At 39.9% G+C, this 21,666-nt stretch carries 19 protein-coding genes, 1 tRNA gene and 1 pseudogene; 13 read left to right on the forward strand and 8 right to left on the reverse strand.

The window, feature by feature from the left end:
• The first annotated feature begins 252 nt into the window (after positions 1–252).
• The 4 genes and pseudogenes from FTU05_RS09935 to FTU05_RS09950 all read left to right on the forward strand — a co-directional run bounded on the left by FTU05_RS09935 (position 253) and on the right by FTU05_RS09950 (position 4,644).
• On the forward strand, positions 253–1,245 hold the full coding sequence (locus FTU05_RS09935; protein ID WP_180165181.1) for a LysR family transcriptional regulator: 993 nt from the start codon (positions 253–255) through the stop codon (positions 1,243–1,245).
• A 129-nt stretch (positions 1,246–1,374) separates the two neighbouring features.
• Positions 1,375–2,703 carry a hemolysin family protein gene (locus FTU05_RS09940; RefSeq protein WP_180076756.1) on the forward strand — a complete coding sequence of 443 codons (1,329 nt, stop codon included), beginning with the start codon at positions 1,375–1,377 and terminating at the stop codon, positions 2,701–2,703.
• A gap of 54 nt (positions 2,704–2,757) precedes the next feature.
• Positions 2,758–3,036, forward strand: a complete 279-nt coding sequence (locus FTU05_RS09945) for a hypothetical protein (RefSeq protein WP_078191333.1) — start codon at positions 2,758–2,760, stop codon at positions 3,034–3,036.
• 266 nt (positions 3,037–3,302) lie between these two features.
• Positions 3,303–4,644, forward strand: a pseudogene (locus FTU05_RS09950) (CitMHS family transporter).
• Positions 4,645–4,740: 96 nt separating this feature from the next.
• Here FTU05_RS09950 and FTU05_RS09955 read toward each other — a convergent pair.
• The gene (locus FTU05_RS09955; RefSeq protein ID WP_078191335.1) at positions 4,741–5,247 is read right to left on the reverse strand and encodes a hypothetical protein; all 507 of its coding nucleotides are present in this window, start codon (positions 5,245–5,247) and stop codon (positions 4,741–4,743) included.
• A gap of 195 nt (positions 5,248–5,442) precedes the next feature.
• On the opposite strand from FTU05_RS09955, the gene FTU05_RS09960 reads away from it, so the two are divergent.
• Together FTU05_RS09960 and FTU05_RS09965 are read left to right on the forward strand one after the other, a co-directional pair.
• Complete coding sequence (locus tag FTU05_RS09960) at positions 5,443–6,177, forward strand: hypothetical protein (RefSeq protein ID WP_180039579.1); 735 nt, start codon at positions 5,443–5,445, stop codon at positions 6,175–6,177.
• 169 nt (positions 6,178–6,346) lie between these two features.
• A tRNA-Leu gene (locus tag FTU05_RS09965) sits at positions 6,347–6,432 on the forward strand.
• 540 nt (positions 6,433–6,972) lie between these two features.
• Here the strand turns inward: FTU05_RS09965 and FTU05_RS09970 are convergent.
• From FTU05_RS09970 to rlmE, 5 genes are all read right to left on the reverse strand, one after another.
• A complete protein-coding gene (locus FTU05_RS09970; RefSeq protein ID WP_180039577.1) occupies positions 6,973–7,146 on the reverse strand; it encodes a hypothetical protein in 174 nt (57 codons plus the stop codon).
• Between the two features lie 105 nt (positions 7,147–7,251).
• Positions 7,252–7,566, reverse strand: a complete 315-nt coding sequence (locus tag FTU05_RS09975; RefSeq protein WP_078191338.1) for a DUF5713 family protein — start codon at positions 7,564–7,566, stop codon at positions 7,252–7,254.
• Between the two features lie 87 nt (positions 7,567–7,653).
• On the reverse strand, positions 7,654–8,508 hold the full coding sequence (folP, locus tag FTU05_RS09980) for a dihydropteroate synthase (protein ID WP_218950594.1): 855 nt from the start codon (positions 8,506–8,508) through the stop codon (positions 7,654–7,656).
• Positions 8,509–8,620: 112 nt separating this feature from the next.
• Positions 8,621–10,519: an ATP-dependent zinc metalloprotease FtsH gene (ftsH, locus tag FTU05_RS09985; RefSeq protein ID WP_218948055.1), complete on the reverse strand. Its 1,899-nt coding sequence runs from the start codon at positions 10,517–10,519 to the stop codon at positions 8,621–8,623.
• Between the two features lie 136 nt (positions 10,520–10,655).
• The gene (rlmE, locus tag FTU05_RS09990) at positions 10,656–11,306 is read right to left on the reverse strand and encodes a 23S rRNA (uridine(2552)-2'-O)-methyltransferase RlmE (protein ID WP_078192159.1); all 651 of its coding nucleotides are present in this window, start codon (positions 11,304–11,306) and stop codon (positions 10,656–10,658) included.
• 195 nt (positions 11,307–11,501) lie between these two features.
• Here rlmE and FTU05_RS09995 point away from each other — a divergent pair, with 195 nt between their 5' ends.
• Positions 11,502–11,825, forward strand: a complete 324-nt coding sequence (locus tag FTU05_RS09995) for a YhbY family RNA-binding protein (RefSeq protein ID WP_078191340.1) — start codon at positions 11,502–11,504, stop codon at positions 11,823–11,825.
• Positions 11,826–11,831: 6 nt separating this feature from the next.
• Positions 11,832–12,371 (forward strand): DOMON-like domain-containing protein, encoded by a 540-nt coding sequence (locus FTU05_RS10000; protein WP_180039574.1) that lies wholly within the window; start codon positions 11,832–11,834, stop codon positions 12,369–12,371.
• A gap of 239 nt (positions 12,372–12,610) precedes the next feature.
• Here FTU05_RS10000 and FTU05_RS10005 read toward each other — a convergent pair whose 3' ends face one another.
• On the reverse strand, positions 12,611–13,096 hold the full coding sequence (locus FTU05_RS10005; protein ID WP_180039572.1) for a hypothetical protein: 486 nt from the start codon (positions 13,094–13,096) through the stop codon (positions 12,611–12,613).
• Positions 13,097–13,405: 309 nt separating this feature from the next.
• Here FTU05_RS10005 and carA point away from each other — a divergent pair, with 309 nt between their 5' ends.
• The 5 genes from carA (at position 13,406) to FTU05_RS10030 (ending at position 20,134) form a co-directional block, all read left to right on the forward strand.
• Entirely contained in the window at positions 13,406–14,548 is a 1,143-nt protein-coding gene (carA, locus tag FTU05_RS10010; RefSeq protein ID WP_168378093.1) for a glutamine-hydrolyzing carbamoyl-phosphate synthase small subunit, read from the forward strand.
• Between the two features lie 13 nt (positions 14,549–14,561).
• Positions 14,562–17,792, forward strand: a complete 3,231-nt coding sequence (gene carB / locus FTU05_RS10015) for a carbamoyl-phosphate synthase large subunit (protein WP_168378094.1) — start codon at positions 14,562–14,564, stop codon at positions 17,790–17,792.
• A 107-nt stretch (positions 17,793–17,899) separates the two neighbouring features.
• Positions 17,900–18,376 (forward strand): transcription elongation factor GreA, encoded by a 477-nt coding sequence (greA, locus tag FTU05_RS10020; RefSeq protein ID WP_078191345.1) that lies wholly within the window; start codon positions 17,900–17,902, stop codon positions 18,374–18,376.
• Between the two features lie 193 nt (positions 18,377–18,569).
• A complete protein-coding gene (locus FTU05_RS10025) occupies positions 18,570–19,442 on the forward strand; it encodes a class I SAM-dependent methyltransferase (RefSeq protein ID WP_180165182.1) in 873 nt (290 codons plus the stop codon).
• A gap of 74 nt (positions 19,443–19,516) precedes the next feature.
• A complete protein-coding gene (locus FTU05_RS10030; protein WP_180165183.1) occupies positions 19,517–20,134 on the forward strand; it encodes a CatB-related O-acetyltransferase in 618 nt (205 codons plus the stop codon).
• Here the strand turns inward: FTU05_RS10030 and FTU05_RS10035 are convergent.
• Entirely contained in the window at positions 20,114–21,523 is a 1,410-nt protein-coding gene (locus FTU05_RS10035) for a P-loop NTPase fold protein (RefSeq protein WP_180039566.1), read from the reverse strand. The genes FTU05_RS10030 and FTU05_RS10035 overlap by 21 nt on opposite strands.
• Positions 21,524–21,666: the final 143 nt, after the last annotated feature.

Consider the following 21,666-nt stretch of genomic DNA (forward strand, 5'->3'; position numbering starts at 1 on the left):
TTTTTGTTTTATGAATATCACTTCGCATAAACAAGATTGCTCCGTATTTTTATTTCATTTACTTAAAAATATCGGTCTAAACAGGTAATAAGTATTTAAGATAATATATGCTGGCACTTCAGCAAATTTGTCTTAAAACTGCCGATTTTTAGTACAAAGTACACGTCATTTTTTCATCCATTTTTTACACAAGCCTTAGTAGTTATGGCATAATCAGATAAATTTCATGATTTTATTGTCGGTATTTATTTTATGAATCTGGAGCGGGTCGATCTCAATCTATTAATTTATCTTGATGTACTACTTCGTGAAAAAAATGTGACTCGTGCTGCCGAGCAACTGGGTGTAACTCAGCCTGCGATGAGTAATATTTTACGTCGTCTACGCAACTTATTTAATGATCCACTTCTTATTCGTTCTTCAGAAGGTATGACACCTACAGAACGTGCACTTGAATTACAGCCACGTATCCGTGATGCACTTTCTGACCTTTCGATGATTTTGGAACCCCGTACCGAGTTCCGACCTTACACTTCAAATCGTGTCTTCCGCATCATGACTTCAGATTATGCTGAAGCAACACTGGTACCGCGCCTAGTAAAAGCTTTGCGCTCCGAAGCACCCAATGTGGTTCTGGACTTTTTAACACCAAGTGATGTGTCTTATCGAGATATGGAACAAGGTAAAGTAGACTTGGCGATTAACCGCTTTAATGAAATTCCGCAAAGTTTTCACCAAGTATTGGTCTGGCGTGACAGTTTTTCATGCCTTTTAAATGCCAAGCACCCTGCTGCAAATAATTTAAACCTGAAAAGTTATCTAGATGCACAACACATTTGGGTGTCTAAAACAGGTATGGGTGTTAGTTTTGGTGTCAATCCTGAAAAACAAGCGGGTCTTGGTTGGATTGATCAAGCCTTAGAACGTATTGGCCAAAAACGTAAAATTTCAGTTTTCACCCGTCATTATCAAATGCCAGGCTTATTGGCATCGAATGTTGACTTAGTTGCGACTCTGCCAAGCCGTATTGCTCGCCTTCAAGCTAAAAGTCAAAACCTATTACTTCGTGATCCTCCATTCTATATTCCTGAATTTGAATTAAAAATGGCGTGGTGTCCTTTACTTCATCATCACCCTGCTCATCGCTGGTTACGTCAACTGATTTTGTATGTTGCACGTCAAATGATTGAAGAAGAAAATCGCGAATACTTAATGAATAACTCTCAGTTTTCACAGTATCAGTAATTAATTCTTTAATTCCTTATTAATTCAAACGTATACTGTCACTATATAGGTAGTAGTTAAGACTACTACCTTGCCCATTTTTGTGTTAGAAATACAGAAAAATAGAATGAATCACAAACAGGTGTATTCGTGAGCCTTTTCCAAAATATTGTCATTATTATTCTCCTGATCGTCGGTGCAGGTTTTCTTTCCTTAACAGAAATTGCCCTCGCGGGTGCACGAAAAGTAAAACTTAAAATTTTGGCTGAATCTGGAGATTCACGTGCACAACGTGTGCTTGACTTACAAGCCAACTCAGCAGACTTTTTCGCCGCATCACAAATTGGCTTAAATGCCGTGGCAATTCTCGGTGGTATTTTGGGTGAAGGTGCATTTCGCCCCTATTTCATTACCTTAGTGACCCGTTTTTATCAGGGCCCGTGGACTGAAACCATTGGTTTCACCCTGTCGTTTACTTTAGTCACCTCCTTATTCATTCTATTTGCTGATTTAATGCCAAAACGTTTGGCGATGATCGCACCTGAAAAAATTGCCGTTGCTGTTGTTGACCCAATTCAAATCTTTATTAAGGTGTGTAAGCCAATGGCATGGGTGATTAATGCCATTGCCAATTTGTTGTTTCGTTTATTCAAAGTGAATACAACACGTGATGACAATATTACCTTTGATGATATTTCAGCCGTGATGGATGCCGGTGCTCAAGCTGGTGTACTACAAAAGCAAGAACACCACTTTATTGAAAACGTATTTGAGCTGGAAGAACGTAACGTCCCTTCAAGTATGACTACACGTGAAAACGTGGTGTACTTTACCCTAAAAGAATCAGAAGCCAGTATTCGTCAAAAACTCGCTGAATTTCCATATTCGAAGTTTTTGGTCTGTAGTGAAAATATTGATGACGTGATTGGCTATGTGGATGCCAAAGATATTTTGGTTCGTATCCTCAACAATCAGTCACTTCTACAGCTCAATGAAAATACTATTCGTAATGTCCTCACGATTCCAGATACATTAACACTGTCTGAATTACTCGATCGCTTTCGTTCAACCAAAGAAAAATTTGCCGTAGTAATTAACGAATACGCGTTGGTTGTCGGCGTTATTACCCTCTCCGACATTATGATTACCGTGATGGGCGACTGGGTAACACCGATTGAAGCAGAACAACAAATTATTAAACGTGATGCAGATTCTTGGCTTATCGATGGCAGTACACCAATTGAAGATTTAAAGCATGCCCTCGCTTTAGATGAAATGCCCGATGAAGAAAACTATGAAACCCTTGCGGGCTTTATGATGTTTAAACTGCGTAAAATTCCACGTCCAGCTGACTTTGTTACTTATCATGGCTACAAATTTGAAGTTGTGGATGTAGATCACTTTAAAATTGACCAATTATTAGTGACCCGCTTACAACAGACTGAAACTGAACTTGATACACCAGAAGAATCGGATTAATTCGATTCTTCTTTTTTCTAAAACAATAAAATATAAATACGATGGAATACGAAGATGTCTTTTTCACTTAAAGCGATTTTGACTTGCTTTAGTTTTTATACTGGGGCTTATCTGATCTATTATTTTTTCAAAGCTCATCCACAACCTTTATTTCTATTGCTCGGTGTTGCACTGATCGTCACTGCTTGGTTTTTAACGCCTTATCCTTATGAACGTGGCAGACAACAATATGACGAAACCATGCGTTTTGGTCTGTTCTTTTATAATCCCTTAATTTTTTGGTTCCGATTTTTTAGTTGGCCGATTCGGACGCTACTGTCTATTTTTGCTTAAGCGCACTTATTGTGATCAAACTGGATCTACACGCACTTACAGTTCTCTACAGATGTTGAATATATGTAAACAGACCACTTTTTTTGAATAAAAATTAAAATAAATCGAAAAACTACCCCTCCTTAATACCTTCATTATTAATGACTATTTTTCATCAAAATAGTGATGTATTTCACATTTTTTCACCTTTGTTTTGACTGATGAAATTTCTCTTTATGCTCTGCCCTTGGATTTAAAAACAGCTTTATATTTCAAAGGAATGAACCATGTTAACCGTACTCGGTTTGGGCATGATCTTGTGCTTTATGTATTTGATCATGTCGAAACGCTTAAGCCCACTTGTTGCTCTGACTTTAATTCCCCTACTTTTTGCCTTGATTGCGTGGTTACTTGGTTTTTATTTTGACAGCTTGTCACACATACAAATAAATGAAATTGGCGACATGATGATTGAAGGTGTAAAAAAACTTGCACCGACTGGCATCATGCTGCTTTTTGCGATTCTGTATTTTGCCATCATGATTGATACAGGTTTGTTCGACCCTTCGGTGAAATTTATTTTAAAAATGGTCAAAGGTGATCCCTTAAAAGTCGTTCTTGGAACCATTACCCTGACGTTAATTGTCTCTTTGGATGGAGATGGTTCCACAACCTATATGATCTGTGTTGCTGCCATGCTGCCACTCTATAAGCGCTTAGGTATGAGCCCATTGATTATGGCATGTTTGATTATGCTCTCTAGCGGCATTATGAACCTTACGCCATGGGGTGGGCCTACAGCCCGCGCCGCCAGCGCACTTCATGTCGACCCAAGTGATGTTTTTGTTCCGATGGTTTTACCGATGCTATTTGCCATCGGCTGGTTGTACTTTTTGGGAACCATGTATGGCCGAATGGAAAGAAAGCGTCTGGGAATTGTCCAATTGGATATCAGCCATGGTGAAAACATTCAAATTTCAGATAATCCAGAAGCCAACCGCGCAGATCTACGTTGGTTCAATGCACTGTTAACCGTCGTTCTGATGATTTGTCTGGTTTTTAGTATTTTACCTATGCCTATTTTATTCATGGTGGCTTTGTGTATTGCGCTAGTCGTCAACTACAAAAATGTCGACTTGCAGAAAAAATTAATCGCACATCATGCAGGTAGTGCTTTAAATGTGGTCGGTATTATTTTTTGCTGCAGGTATTTTTACCGGTATTTTAGCTGGAACAGGCATGGTAGAAGCCATGTCTAAAGAACTTGTGGCGATCATCCCTGAAAGTATGGGTCCCTATTTAGCACCGATTACTGCTGTGATCAGTATGCCGATGACTTTCTTTATGTCGAATGATGCTTTCTATTTTGGGGTTTTACCAATTCTTTCCGATGCTGCCGCTCATTATGGAATTGCACCTGTAGAAATGGCACGTGCCTCCATCGTAGGGCAACCTGTACACCTACTCTCTCCGCTTGTTCCTTCGACCTATTTACTCTGTGGACTTGCAGGTATCGAGTTTGGACAACATCAGAAATTTACCATTATCTAGGCTGTAATCACCTGTTTTGTCATGTTAGCAGCAGGTCTGATCTTTGGAATGTTTCCGTTTTATTCGAGCTTAACTTAAAAATTTAAAGATAAAAAAAGCACCATCAGGTGCTTTTTTATGCTTAACAATACTGAACTAGCCAGTGTTTTACACTCACAGGTTCATTTGTAGTGATTAATGCTTTGAAATTAATGCTTCTAGAACTGCTTCATAATGTATGCGAATGTCATCTTCTAAAATTTTATAAACATTGTCGAATTGCACCATTGGCCAGCCTTCTTTCCAAAATGGGAAAATGTTATGCAGGTCATGAGTCACCGTTGCGTCTTCACGTACAATCGCTTGTGCAACTTGTGACAATACTTGTGCAGTTTCAGCACCATCAATCGCTAAATAATCGATACCACGAACTTTCAAAATACGGATACGATCTTTTTTGTAGCGGATTTTTTTACTTTGGCCTTCATTTAAGCCTAAAGCCAAAGTCACAGCTTCAACAAATTTATCTTCAAATGCTTGATTTAATTTCACCAAAGCTTGTTTATGAGCCTCTTGACGACCAGCTTTCCCCCCACTACGAATCACTTCATTTGCTTCAGTATTTAAAACATCTGATTTCATCGACTGAAGAATGTCTAGAATTTCGATATCGCTTAATGTTTCAGGAGAGTGATCAGTCATAAACTGCCTATAAAAACTTAATATTCAATAAGTATGTATTTTCGCATAAAAGCAGCGTGAAAACTGCGACCTTCGCTATAGAAATTGCGTTTTCTCTTATAATGTTCAGATATACAACATGATTTAGAAAAAAATTATGTCAAAAATATCGAAATCAACTATATTACTTTCACGCTTTAATACTAACGTCACAATATGGCTCAAAAGAAACAGGCTGCACTTTACCTTCAACAACTGAAACAGCAATATCCAGCAGCCTTTAAACATAATTATTTATTTTATAGCCAACTGAAAACTCAAGGCATTTTAGACGAACTCAAAGAACTCATTCCTTGGGTTTTGGCGGCGATGATTTTTATTTCTTTGAGCATGAGTATTGGTCATGCAGTGCAACTATATTTTCCAGATATGAGTGAGTTTCGCGCTCATGGTGTTGCTGTACTGAGTATTATGCTGTTTTTCATGCTGGTTGTGCCCTTAGTCATCAAGCAAATCAAGCACAGTTCAATGTCACTGTATCAAAGTTTGAAGAATACGCCGTTCAGACTTACGATTGTAATTTTATTACAGTTACTCAATATCGCCTTTTTACAAAGCACCTTCGTTCAATCTGTATTGTTCTTTTTTGCCATGAGTTTCGGCTTTGTGCGTTTTTATAAAGAAAATCTATTCAAAGGTGGAAGTAACACCCAAGAATACTATTTTCTGCATGAAACACGTCGTATTGCTTATTGGTCGTATAAACAAATGCTTAAAGCCAAATTTCGTTTAACGCTCAGTAATCCGAATCAAGCAAACTACAAGCGGTTATCTGAGCGCTTTACCCAGTTCCAAAATTTGCACATACAAATGCTACATCAGGAAAATCAGCTGTGTAAAAAGCTAAAGCACCAAAATGTTGAACATTATCTTGATGAGTTAATGAAATAAGTCGGCGTTAATGAAGTGCAATAATCTTTCAATCACAGCTCAAAAAGTCCTTCAATACATCACTAGTTTTGAATATTTTCAACTTATATGCATGAATTGATTGATTTTAAAACAAACACCATCAAATACACTTGCCAAGCTCCATTTCGTCCTCTATTATTGCGCACATGCCCGAGTGGTGAAATCGGTAGACACAGGGGATTTAAAATCCCCCGCCCACAAAGCGTGCCAGTTCGAGTCTGGCCTCGGGCACCATTCTTATACTTCTAAGATTGGTGCAATAAAAGATCCAGCAATTTGCTGGTTTTTTTATGCCTAAAATTTAAAAACTTATTATTATTCAATGCCAATACCTTCAGATTTTGATCTCCCTGCACTACAACTTAAGCATCCCGATGCTTTTTATCAACGGTTGCTGTTTGCGCATTTTAAAATCATCAATCTAACGCCCACTGCACCTATTTTAATCTTTAGCTTTTGCCTGATACTTTTTATCTCACTTGGCAGCGCAGCACTTGGGCATATACTTTCAACGGCACTTTCAATTCACGCCCCAAAAATGGCGTTCAATCTTGGTGTATTGATTATTCTTCCTTTAATCTATTGCTATGTCTGGTATGCACATTATCAAGCACGTTTTAGCAGTAAGTTTGCAGTTCAACGTCTGCAAATACAGCTGTATCTCCTTGGGGGATTCACACTTCTCCTTACTATAAACTTTAAGTATCTACAAACAGATGTATTAAACCTCATCAGTCTCTGTGGACTTTTTTTTCAGTCTGTTTTTATGTGTATTTACTGAATTATTTTATAAACCTGAAAGCAGCGCCATTGAAAGAGTAAAACTACAAAAGCTTCGCCAACTGGCATTTTGGTCTTATCAACAATCTTTAAAACAAAAAGAACATCAATCGTATTTCTACGCCCTACACTTACAAGCCATGCAAGAAGAACAGAAACTATCAGCATCGATCAAATCATCCTTTAAAGATTTTATAGACAAAGCCCAATGAATTGTTTAAATCCCTAGACACAAAAAAGCCCTGTCACTACAGGGCTTTTCTTAAAGTTCAATTACCATTCTCTGTTAGCAACCAACTCTTCCATTTCAATATCCATATGGCCTTCATCTTGCAGCACCATCATCATGGCTTCTGCAATATAATCTGCAGCCGTATCATCCAAAGACGAATCTAAATCTTCAAATTGAGGTTTCATCTTATTGAGCTGTGCAACCGTTTCATTGGCAAAATGGTAGATATCAGTTGAACTTAGATCTGCTTTTGCAATTTTCTTCGCAAATTGAACAACCAATAACTTCACCTCTGCAACCAACACATCTGGGTAATATTCATCATCAAACATGGGTAGCAGTAAATCTGCAAACATACGAAACTCTATCACAAAACATTCAGGGCGCTTATATAACACAAATACTACAATTCACCAAATTTATTGGGATTCACTATTTTCAAATCAGTCTGCATTCTGCATGGCTTGCCAAACACGTATCGCATCTACCGTCGCTTTGACGTCATGTGCTCGAACCATACATGCACCTTGTTGAATGCTGAGTAGATGCGCTGCAATCGAGCCTACAGCGCGATTTTGTGCATCTGCACCGCCAAGTGCTTCACCGATAAAACGCTTACGAGATAATGCCGACAGGATCGGATAGCCCATGTCATTCAATTGATAGAATTGCTGTAAAAGCTTTAAGTTTTGCTGCGCATTTTTAGCAAAACCAAAACCCGGATCAATCATAATGTTTTCTGCACGCACACCTGCATCTAATGCATCTTGCACACGTTGCTTTAATTCATCGATGACGTCAGCCACGACATCTTGATACTGATCTAGATTATTCATCGTGGTAGGTTCGCCACGCATATGCATAATGATCACTGGAATATCCAGTTTTGCAGCGGTTTCTAAGGCATTCGGCCGAGTTAATGCACGTACATCATTCCAGATATGCGCACCTGCTTGAACCGCTGCCTCAATCACCTCAGGTTGCGAGGTATCGATAGAAATCACCACATTGTGTTTAGATAAGGCTTCAACGACGGGTACGACTCTTCGAATTTCTTCTTCAACCTCAACAACAGATGCGCCTGGACGTGTTGACTCACCACCGACATCAATCACTGTCGCGCCATCCACTATCATTTGTAAGGCATGTGCTATAGCTTGGTCTTTACCATTGTGTTTGCCACCATCACTAAAAGAGTCCGGTGTGACATTTAAAATCCCCATCACATGTGGCTCTGACAAATCTAATTGCAAATTACCACAGTTTAAAATTTTATTAGGCAAAGACACCAACTTCATATTACACATCCCAGATTTTGCTGCGCTTATTTTAACGCTAAGTTTGCTCAGCATTTCGTTCACATGCATTTATTTTCATATAAAAAAACCACCCGAAGGTGGTTTTAAAATTTTATGCTTTTGGCAATGACGGTAATGGTGGTGGAACATCTGGACCATCCGTTGGTGTGACATCAATCACTGGATTCTCAGCGATGTACACTTTTGGTGGTTGAGGTTCACGACCTTCCATAATGTCACGGATTTGATCACGATCAATGGTTTCCCATTCAAGCAATGCTTTCACCATGGCATGTGCAATATCTTTGTTATTTTCAAGAATATCGCGAGCAACTTTATATTGCTCATCTAAAATACGGCGAACTTCACGGTCAACTTCAAGCTGCGTTGCTTCGGAAATCACACGACTTCCTAAACCACCCATGAATGACTGCTGTGAATCATCTTCGTAAACCATGACGCCCATTTTATCGGACATACCGTATTTAGTAACCATTGCTCGTGCCATTTTCGTTGCACGTTCAAAGTCATTTGAAGCACCAGTCGACATTTGGTTAATGAAGACTTCTTCTGCAATACGACCACCAAACAAAATTGAAAGTTCATTCAACATTTTGTCTTTGTAATGGCTGGTTTGGTCATGTTCAGGCAACTGCCAAGTCACACCCAGTGCCCAACCACGCGGCATAATTGTCACTTTATGCACAGGGTCTGTACCCGGCAATATTTCAGCAACAATTGCATGACCTGCCTCATGATAAGCCGTCGCACGACGTTCTTCTTCACGAATCACCATCGATTTACGTTCAGGACCCATGTAAAGCTTGTCTTTTGCATCTTCAAAGTCATGCATATCGACCGTGTTCTTGTTACGACGTGCAGCAAACAGTGCCGCTTCGTTTACAAGGTTAGCCAACTGAGCGCCTGAGAAGCCCGGTGTACCACGTGCCAAGACTTTAACATCTACACCAGTCACAGAAGGTAATTTTTTCAAATGTACATTGAGGATTTGCTCACGACCTTTAATATCCGGTAGAGATACCATCACTTGACGGTCAAAACGACCCGGACGAAGTAAAGCTTTATCCAATACGTCAGCACGGTTTGTTGCAGCAATAACGATAATACCTTCGTTGCCTTCAAAGCCATCCATTTCAACCAACATTTGGTTTAATGTTTGCTCACGCTCATCATTACCACCACCTGTGCCTGAACCACGGTGACGACCAACGGCATCGATCTCATCGATGAAAATGATACATGGCGCATGACGCTTTGCTTGTTCAAACATGTCACGGACACGGGACGCACCCACACCTACGAACATTTCAACAAAGTCAGAACCCGAAATACTAAAGAACGGTACTTTCGCTTCACCCGCAATCGCTTTAGCAAGTAAAGTTTTACCCGTACCCGGAGGACCAACCATAAGCACGCCTTTTGGAATGCTTGCACCAAGTCGTTTGAACTTAGATGGATCTTTTAGGAAGTCAACGATTTCAACAACTTCTTGTTTAGCTTCATCACAGCCCGCAACATCAGTAAATGTCACTTTGATTTGGTCTTCAGACAGCATTTTTGCTTTTGACTTACCAAAACTCATTGGGCCATTCTTACCACCAGCTCCACCACCCATGTTGCGCATAAAGAACATGAATAACAGAATGATTAAAAGAACAGGGAAACTTGCAATCAGAAGTTGCATCAAAATACTTTGACGCTGTGGCGCTGTACCTTCAACAACAACATTGTTCTTGATCAGGTTCGGCATAAGTTCAGGATCTTGAACCGCAGGACGGATACTTTCAAACTCTGAACCGTTTGATTTTTCGCCACGAATTCTTTCGCCATCAATGGTGACTTGTTTAATCTGACCCGCATTTACGGCTGCCACAAACTCAGAATAGTTCATCGCGGTCGGTTGATTGCGGTCATTGACGTTGCTGAAGATTAAAACCAGCACGCCTAGGATAACCAGCCACAACACGGCATTCTTAAAAAGATCGCTCAAAGCTTTATTCCCATTTCTATCTAATTCGTTCAATCCCATTTACATGGGTGACTCTAATACTTACGCTGCAGAGTAGCTTCGCAATAATTTAAAAACGTACAAAATGCACAATTTTTAACGAGTTGGCAAGTAAACTTTACTTGAAAGCTTTCTTACGTCCCTGCCCGATTAAAAACACTTCTTTAGATCGAGCACGTGAAGCCGCCGGTTTTGCTGTTTTCAGCACATCAAATGTGTCTACAACTTGCTTACGGTATTCATCAAATCCAACACCTTGGAACACTTTAACAACAAATTGTCCATTTGGTCCAAGAACCTTTTGAGCAAAGTCGATTGCTAATTCACAAAGATAGATCTGACGCGGTTGATCTACAGCCTTATTACCTGATGTATTGGGGGCCATATCTGAAATTACAACGTCTACAGTACGTCCATCTAAAATTTTTAACAATTCATCGAACACTTCTTGTTCACGAAAGTCACCTTGCAAGAAGGTCACATCGGGTAAAGCATCCATTGGTAAAATATCAGAAGCAATCACCAAACCTTTGTCGCCAACAAGTTTACCGGCAATTTGCGACCAACTACCTGGTGCAGCACCTAAGTCGACAACGGTCATGCCTGGCTTGATCAATTTGTATTTTTCTTGAATTTCAAGCAATTTATAAGCGGCACGCGCACGATATCCTTCCTTTTGTGCTTTTTTCACAAAGGGGTCATCAAGATGCTCACGCATCCAGTCACGACTACTTTTGGATAATTTCTGGTTAGTAATGCGGGTAGCCATAACTCTCTAAATAAAAAAAACTTCTCAGTCTTGATTGTACGTGAAATTCAGCACTTTTGCAGTAGACATGTGTATCTAAAAAGCATCTTAAATCATGTTTTTTTCAATAATCTTCATCGAGAAAATGCCGATTAAATACAGCGCTTCAACTTTGATTTTGCTATACTAGGTCGTTTTTAAAATTAGGTTATATTTATGGCGGCTTTATCTATTCAAGAACGTAAACGCTTACGTCAAATTGGTCACACTCTAAACCCAGTTGTAATGGTTGCGGACAAAGGCTTATCAGAAAGCGTTGTTGAAGAATTAAACCGTGCGTTAAACGACCATGAGTTAATTAAAGTGAAAGTTGTGGCAGAAGACCGCGAAGCACGTGCTGCAATGATTACTGAAATTGCGACTGTTTCAGGTTCTGAAGTTGTTCAAACGATTGGTAAGATTGCTTTGATTTACCGCAAAGCGGCAAAACAAAATGCAAAACTGTCTAACCTTGTTCGCTACGCACACCTGTCTAACTAATCATTTATGGCAAGTTTCGAACTCAGCGCTTTTGATCGTCGCTTTCAGGCTGTATCAGTCGTTGGTGCTATCGAACAACAAAGCCCATATACTTTAAATGTGGGTTATTGGATTCGAGACCCAAACCAACTGATTCAATGGCCAGAATTGGTATCAGCTCACCCACGAATCGATTTTTTGTGGGAAGACACCTGCTATGAAATTTTCATTGGGGTTCAAGGCGAAGACTACTACCGCGAAGTCAACCTCTCCCCTTCCCAAGCATGGCAAGCTTACCAGTTTGAAGAATATCGCTATCCAGAAGATATGCCGCCACAAGCTGCTTACGATATTGAACTGAATCAGTTGAAACGGACGCACTATGGCTTAAATGTCAGTCTTGATCTGACAGAATTTATGCTGAAGTACAAACTTAAATGGGAAGATCTATATATCGGTCTAACTGCTGTACTGAAAACTCCTCAAGGTGAACAGTACTATGCCATGCAGCATAGTAGTCCAAATGCTGACTTTCACAACAAACGTGATTGGCTACATCAGTTCTAAACTTTTTAATGTTTTGATCTTCGATAAAAAGCAAAAGTACGATCTTTTGCTTTTTTATTGCCTGCTTATTTTTAAATAAGTGCTTTGTACTTAAATGTACTATTCACAATAAGGGAGCCATTAATGGCTCCCTTATGCATATATAGCGTTAACTTTAAGTTTAATTCGCTCTCACCCAATCCAGCTCCCTGGAATGACTAGACTTAGCTTAAGCGTATTAAAATTCATGTCATTCACAATTAACTTTTAAGATCTGTGGTTTGATCCGTAACATCAGCTTTCACTGGTGAAACTTTTTTCCACGCTTCTAAAGTATGTTCCTTAGAACGCTTAAATGTTTCTGTTAGATGATCTTTGTGCTTTCCTGAAATTTGGGTCACATCTTCTTTCAGCTCTTTTCCAAGTTTTGAAAGATCATCAATAACCGTATTAAACTCAGTTTTCACAAATTCTTTGAGTTCGCTAAAATCTTTTTGCGATGAACCAAACTGAACTTTTAACTGATCAAGTTTATTCAATACATCTTGCTTCAACTGACGCAATTGATCTTGCACACTGGCATTCAACTGCTTTGCCTCTGCTCCGATCTTTCCTTTGCTTTCAGTGACCGCTTCTGTGGCTTGAACACTTGCCTCTTTTGCAACTTGTTCAAGCTTTTCAGCACCTTCGATAACGACTTCTTTCAGGGAGGTTTTAGCCGCTGTTTGTTTTTGTTGTGTTGCCATGACTTTGTACCTATAGTTTTTGCTGACCGACCCACATTAGCGCTTTTTGATAAATTTTAATTTATGATTTGTCTGACAATAATTAATTGCTTACATTTTTCTAAGATTTTGCAAAACCAAACTTTATTCTAAAATGCAAGCGCTTTATCTGCTTTATTCCTGATATTTACGATGGACTTTCAGTGGCTTTCTGCGTATAATGCCGTGTTAAGTTCAAGCGAGCAGATGTAAGGAGGGTAGGTTTTTAAGCAGCCTTCCTTTTTTTTCGTCTTCTCGCTTTTTTACAGCCTAAATTTCAGGAGCTTTGGTTTGAGCACCCCAGCAATTTTAGCCCTTGCCGACGGAACTATCTTTAAAGGTACTTCTATTGGCGCATCGGGTAGTACGACTGGTGAAGTCGTTTTTAATACAGCAATGACTGGCTATCAAGAAATTTTGACTGACCCTAGTTATGCACAACAACTTGTGACACTAACTTACCCACATATCGGTAACACAGGTTGTAATGATGAAGACGCTGAGTCAGGTCGAATTCATAAAGTATGGGCTAACGGATTGATCATTCGTGACCTACCTTTATTGCATAGCAACTTCCGTGCTGAGCAATCACTTGGTGATTACCTTGAACAACACAATGTTGTTGCTATTGCAGACATCGATACACGTAAATTAACGCGTATTCTGCGAGCAAAAGGTGCACAAAATGGTTGTATCCTTGCTGGCGAAAACATTACAGAAGAAGAAGCTTTAGCTAAAGCACGCGCTTTTGGTGGTTTAAATGGTTTAGACCTTGCAAAAGAATGCTGTGACCCTGAAGGCTTTGAATGGACTGAAGGTTCTTGGACATTAGGTAAAGGTTTCTCTCAGCCTGAAGCTAAATTCCATGTTGTTGCATACGATTACGGTGTCAAAACCAACATCTTACGTATGCTCGCAGACCGCGGTTGTAAATTGACTGTCGTGCCTGCGCAAACTCCTGCTGCTGACGTACTTGCATTGAATCCAGATGGCGTGTTCTTATCGAACGGCCCCGGCGATCCAGCTGCATGTGACTACGCAATTGAAGCTGTAAAAACAATTGTAGAAGATGCTCGCAATGTACCAGTATTTGGTATTTGCTTGGGTCACCAAATTCTTGCACTTGCTTCAGGTGCAAAAACTGTGAAAATGCCTCACGGCCACCACGGTGCCAACCACCCTGTTCAAAACATGGAAACTGGTATTGTGATGATTACTTCGCAAAACCATGGCTTCGCAGTAGATGCAGAAACATTACCTGCAAACTTGAAAGCTACGCACAAATCACTGTTCGACCAAACCCTACAAGGGATTCACCGTACAGATAAACCTGCGTTCAGTTTCCAAGGTCACCCCGAAGCAAGCCCTGGTCCACATGACTGCGCACCATTGTTCGATCATTTCATCGAACTTATCGAAGCATCTAAGAAGTAATTAAGGAAGCATCATGGCTAAACGTACAGACATTAAAAGCATCTTAATTATTGGTGCTGGTCCGATTGTCATCGGTCAAGCATGTGAGTTTGACTACTCAGGTGCTCAAGCATGTAAAGCACTTCGTGAAGAAGGCTACCGTGTTATTTTGGTGAACTCTAACCCAGCAACCATTATGACTGACCCTGCTATGGCAGATGCCACTTACATCGAGCCAATCACTTGGCAAACTGTAGCTGCAATCATTGAGAAAGAACGCCCAGACGCAGTTCTTCCTACAATGGGTGGTCAAACAGCATTGAACTGTGCACTTGCACTCGATGCCAACGGTATTCTAGAAAAATACAATGTTGAATTGATTGGCGCGACCAAAGAAGCGATCGAAAAAGCGGAAGACCGTAAACTTTTCGATATCGCAATGCGCAAAATCGGTTTGGAATGCCCTCGCGCTGACGTTGCAGAAAGCATGGAACACGCACTTGAAATTCAAGCGCGTTTCGGCTTCCCTGTCATTATCCGTCCATCATTCACTATGGGTGGTTCAGGCGGCGGTATCGCATACAACCGTGAAGAATTCATTGAAATCTGTGAACGCGGTTTCGATCTTTCTCCAACTAAACAATTATTGATCGATGAATCATTAATTGGTTGGAAAGAGTACGAAATGGAAGTTGTTCGTGACAAAAACGACAACTGTATCATTGTATGTACCATTGAAAACTTTGACCCAATGGGCGTGCACACAGGTGACTCAATCACTGTTGCTCCTGCACAAACATTGACTGACAAAGAATTCCAACTTTTACGTAATGCATCTTTAGCTGTACTTCGTGAAATTGGTGTTGAAACTGGCGGCTCTAACGTTCAGTTCGGTATCAACCCGAAAGACGGCCGTATGGTTGTGATCGAGATGAACCCACGTGTTTCTCGTTCATCTGCACTTGCGTCTAAAGCAACAGGTTTCCCAATTGCGAAAATCGCGGCGAAATTGGCTGTAGGTTATACCCTTGATGAGTTGAAAAACGACATCACTGGCGGTACAACCCCTGCATCTTTCGAACCTGCGATCGACTATGTTGTAACCAAGATTCCTCGTTTCAACTTCGAGAAATTCCCGCAAGCTGACGCAACTTTGACGACTCAGATGAAATCTGTAGGTGAAGTCATGGCCATTGGCCGTAACTTCCAAGAGTCTGTGTCTAAAGCACTTCGTGGTCTTGAAGTGGGCGCATGTGGTTTTGACGAAAAAATCGCTGTGGGCACTGAAGGCGCACGTGAGAAAATTCTTGTTGAATTGAAAGTGCCAGGTCCAGAGCGTATTTGGTATGTAGGCGATGCATTCCGTCACGGTTTCACCCTTGATGAAGTATTTGAAGCAACCAAAATTGACCGTTGGTTCTTGATTCAAATCGAAGACATCATCAAAACTGAAAACCAAATCAAAACTTTAGGTTTTGGTGATTTGAACGCTGACAACATCCGTTCGTTCAAACGCAAAGGTTTATCTGACCTTCGCATTGCGGACTTGATGGGCATTTCACAAAAACAATTCCGTAAACACCGTTGGAACTTGGGTGTAACTCCAGTTTACAAACGTGTAGATACATGTGCTGCAGAGTTTGAATCTGACACAGCTTACATGTACTCAACTTACGATGAAGAGTGTGAAGCAAACCCATCGAACCGTGACAAAATCATGGTCATCGGTGGCGGACCAAACCGTATTGGTCAAGGTATCGAATTCGATTACTGCTGTGTACACGCTGCCCTTGCAATGCGTGATGACGGCTATGAAACCATCATGGTGAACTGTAACCCTGAAACTGTTTCTACGGATTACGACACATCAGATCGTTTGTACTTCGAACCAATCACTTTGGAAGATGTACTTGAAATCGTGCGTATCGAGAAACCTAAAGGCATTATCGTTCAGTACGGCGGTCAAACTCCGCTTAAATTGGCTCGCGCTTTAGAAGAAGCTGGTGCACCAATCATCGGTACATCACCAGACGCAATTGACCGTGCAGAAGACCGTGAACGTTTCCAACAAATGATTCAACGTCTGCAACTTCGTCAACCAAACAACAGCATTGTAAAATCTGCTGAAGAAGGTATGGCTGAAGCAGCAAAAGTTGGCTACCCACTTGTAGTACGTCCTTCGTATGTCCTTGGTGGCCGTGCGATGGAAATCGTGTACAACGACGACGAATTGAAACGCTACTTACGTGATGCGGTTCAAGCATCTAACGAAGCGCCAGTACTTCTTGACCACTTCCTAGACGATGCGATTGAAGTTGACGTGGACTGCGTATCTGACGGTAAAGACGTTGTGATCGGCGGTATCATGCAGCACATCGAACAAGCGGGTATTCACTCAGGTGACTCAGCATGTTCTATTCCTCCTTACTCTTTATCTAAAGAAGTTCAGGACGAAATGCGCCGTCAAACCATCGCTATGGCAAAAGAGCTTGGCGTAATCGGTTTGATGAACGTACAGTTTGCGGTTAAAGGTACTGACGTATACATCTTAGAAGTGAACCCACGTGCATCACGTACTGTTCCATTCGTATCTAAGTGTATCGGCGAATCTTTAGCAAAAGTTGCTGCACGTTGTATGGCAGGTCAATCTCTAGAATCTCAAGGATTCACTACAGAGATTATTCCTGAACACTTCTCTGTAAAAGAAGCGGTGTTCCCATTCAATAAATTCCCTGGTGTTGACCCAATTCTTGGCCCTGAGATGAAATCTACAGGCGAAGTGATGGGTGTAGGTAAAACATTTGGTGAAGCGTTCTATAAAGCTGTGTTAGGCTCTAATGACCGTTTACCAGGCCTACCAACGGAAGGCGAAGTAAAACATGCATTCTTATCTGTTCGTCATTCTGACAAGCCTCGTGCTGTTGGTATTGCGAAACAGTTGACAGATCTTGGCTTCAAAGTCATCGCTACTGGCGGTACTTATGATGTGATTAAAGATGCTGGTATTGAATGTGAACGTGTGAACAAAGTGACTGAAGGCCGTCCTAATATCGTAGACCGCTTGAAAAATGGCGAAGTTCACCTCATTATCAATACAACTGAAGGCAAACAGGCTCAAGAAGATTCATTCTCGATCCGTCGCTCTGCATTACAAGGTAAAGTGTATTACACAACTACCCTTAACGGTGCTGATGCAGTATGCCAAGCTTTAGCAATCAAATTGCCAATGGATGTATACCGCTTACAAGACCTTACTAAAGGTTAATTAAGTTACCGAGAAGTCCCGCCACCTCTCGGTGGCGGGCTTTTTTTCATTTCTAGGTCAGTAAAAATTTTACTGATTTTTTCTTTTTACAAACATGAGGGACAACAATGCAACGTTATCCTATGACTCCCGAAGGCAAAATTGCCCTAGAGAAAGAATTACAGCAACTTAAAAGTGTTGATCGTCCACGTATTACTGCAGCAATTGCTGAAGCGCGTGAACATGGGGATTTGAAAGAAAACGCTGAATACCACGCTGCTCGTGAGCAACAAGGTTTCTGTGAAGGCCGTATCCAAGATATCGAAGGTAAATTGGGTGCTTGCCAAGTGATTGATGTTAAATCACTTGAGCAAAATGGCCGTGTGGTTTTCGGTGTGACTGTGACCATTGAAAACTTAGATACCGAAGAACAAAAGACTTATAAAATCGTTGGTGATGACGAAGCAGATTTTAAAATCAACAAAATCTCTGTGAACTCTCCAATTGCTCGTGGTCTTTTGGGTAAAAATGAAGGCGACGATGTAAAAATCAACACACCACAAGGTGAAGTTGAGTACGAAGTTTCTAAAGTTGAATATCTTTAATTCACTAAGATAAGCAATTTTAAGCCCCTCTTTTGAGGGGTTTTTTATTGTTCTAGGTTTTTCGCTTAAGCCAATGCATCCTATCGAGTGACCAAAATGTACGTTCAGCAACAATAGTCGACTGAATACGTCATTGTTCAACTGGCTTATTTCATTAAAGTGTTATTTAAAACAAAAAGAGTCATAACACACGATGAAATTTGGACATGCAAGCCGAACGGCACAAGCTGCTGCTGCCATTCGCGCAAATCATTATCTATATGCGAACGAACCTGTTTTTTCCGACCCATATGCCTTTCATTTCACCAGTCCAATTTGGCGTCGACTGCTTTCAAGTCGTGCATGTATCAAAGCGTTAAATAGCAAAATACCCAATCAAACGTTTGGATTACTCACCGCACAAGTGGTCGCACGTTCACGCTATGCCGAAGATCAATTAGAAATGGCAGTACAACAAGGAATTAAACAATATGTGCTGATTGGTGCCGGCCTAGATTCTTTTGTCCTCCGTTTAGCGCAGAAGTACTCAGATATTAAAATCTTTGAAGTTGATCACCCAGATACTCAGGCATTAAAAATACAAAGTTTACAGAAACTCGGCCATGTTCCAGACCACGTTGAGTTTGTTTCGATTGATTTTGAGAAAGAAAATCTAGCGCATGCCTTAAAACGGAGTTCTTATGATACAAAGCAAACTGCTTTCTTTTCTTGGCTTGGAACGACGCATTATTTAAAACCAGAAACAACTATGAGCACCTTGCAAACTATTGCCGAATTTGCAGCCTCAGGTAGCGAATTGGTTTTAGATTATTCCATTCCCTATCAAGATTTAACTGGTATAGAGCGTGTCGGATCATTTGCTGTTTCCAAATTTACCTATTTTTTAAGTGAACCCATTATTGGGACATTTCACAGTAATGAGTTACACCGTGCCGTGACAAAGCTGGGTTATGTAGTCTTAGAAGATTTATCTGCAAATGAAATTACACAGCGTTATTTTGCAAATCGTAAGGATGGATTACGACATACTCAAGCAACGCATTTGCTGCATTTAAAACGAGCTTAAGTCTTTATCTATAGTCGACATTTATAGCGAGTCAGCTAAAATAGTCACGCGAATCATTATTGCTATTAAACCTTATGTCTGAAAAATTGATTAATTCACCTGTCAATCATTGGTGTGAGTTTGAGTTCATCTCTAAAACAGTGAAGAACCCAAATATTCATATCAAAGGTAATTATTCATATTATTCTGCATATTGGGATCAGGGTTTTGAGCGTTGTGTGGTGCGTTATCTGCATGATAAACCTGCAACACCAGAGAAGCCGATAGACCAGCTACATATCGGTAATTTTGTCTGTTTTGGCGCAGAATGCGTGATTATGATGGGCGGTAACCAACTCCACCGCACAGACTGGATTTCGGCCTTTCCGTTTGATACACGGAGTTTTGTCCCTGCGGGTGACACAATCATTGGTGATGGTTGCTGGATCGGCTCACGTGCCATGATTATGCAAGGTGTGACGCTTGGTGAAGGTGCTGTGGTGGCTACAGGTGCTGTGGTAACTAAAGATGTACCACCTTATGCTGTTGTCGGCGGCGTGCCTGCTCAAATTATTCAATATCGCTTTCCAGAAGAAGATATCAAAAAACTACTTTCCCTCAAGCTCTATGACTTAGATGAAAAGCAGTTTTTAAAGATGCGGGAGCAGTTGCAGACAGATGATATTGAAAAATTATTCCTGTACTTCAAATAACCCTGTTTTAATGTATTGCTTCCAAATATCCTTGAAATTCTTTCTATTTATTTTTGTACCAACACAATATTGATTTAAAATCCGACTCATAGCACTCTCTTTTTGTCCTTGTTGACCTTGAGTTTTATAATTATTTTCTAAATATTGAATTGCATCATATATTTCACAGATTATAGAATTTTTGATATTTGTGTGTTCTACAATCTTTTGATTAATAAAATAGCTTTTTGTCATATACATATCATCAGTACCTTCAAAATAATTATATAAATTATGAATTTGCTTTGTAAGATATGGATAAGTCACTTCAAATAACCCATCAAAAATAAATCCACATAAAATTAAATTTAACTTCGGATTATCAGTCCTTAAAAGTGCGTATTGGTTAATTTTTTTTATCAACTCCCTAGAATTATATTTTTTAGTCATTTGAAAATTAATAATCCAAAAATACAACTCGGAATCACCTTCCTTCGTTGAAATTTCCCCAACTCTAAACAGCTGATCTTTTATTATTTTTTCATGTGATACAGAATTATCTAAATTTGGAAATTTAAACGTAAAATCCACAAATTTTTCAAGATAATCTCCATTCATCTCTGAATCATAGCCATAGTATGATTTGACTGATTGTAATAATTGAGGCTTATTCATTACCAAAACAAAAACAATTTTTGGAATATCAAAAAAGTGCTTAATTCTTTCAATTAGACGAATTGCAAAATCAGGACGACATCGATCCAATTCATCAATAATAAAAACTAAAGGTTTATCTAATTTTCCAGCTAATACAGCAAGTTCTTTCTTAAAGTCATGAATTGTTTGTTTCTCAACCTGATGATTCTCAATTTTCTTTTCGATTTTCTCCTTAACTTTTGCAGCTATTTCCTCACTTGCTGTGTCATACAACGCTTTTCCTTCTTCATATACCTCTTTAAATGCTTCTCCAGCTCCACCCAAGCCAATCCAATGCATGCCCGCTTTAGCCGCAATCATTGGTATGACAGCCGCCAACGATATTAATACTGAAGCAGTCTTAGCATTAAAATCTTTAATTTCATCATCATCAATTTCTTCTGACTCTTTAAAAGTTTGACTTATTTCAGCTGCAATCGTTAAAAATGGATCTTCCAAATAATCATTAGCAAATGCATCCAAATAGATCACGTTATGCTGAGTATCATCTAAATGCTTCGCCCAGTGACGAACAAACCACGTTTTTCCCTCACCCCATCGTGCATCCAAAGCAAGAACAGCTCCGCAATTTAAGCGATCGACGTAATTTGTAAGTTGCTCTCCTAAGCGACGGCGATCCCAAAGATCGCCTTCCCATGCAGTTTCAATATTCTCAAAATTATCTTTAGCCCAGTTTAATTGATTATCCATCATTTCTATTTATATTCATCAAGTTAACTATGTATTGAGTATAGCAGTAGCGCTATAAATTAACATTTAACCCATAAGCATCTCGTAACTTGTCATAGCCTTTTCCTCAAATTCAGACTATAAAGAACTCATAAAATAAAAAGACC

The organism is Acinetobacter sp. YH12049 (assembly GCF_013419875.1).
Classification (GTDB): domain Bacteria; phylum Pseudomonadota; class Gammaproteobacteria; order Pseudomonadales; family Moraxellaceae; genus Acinetobacter; species Acinetobacter amyesii.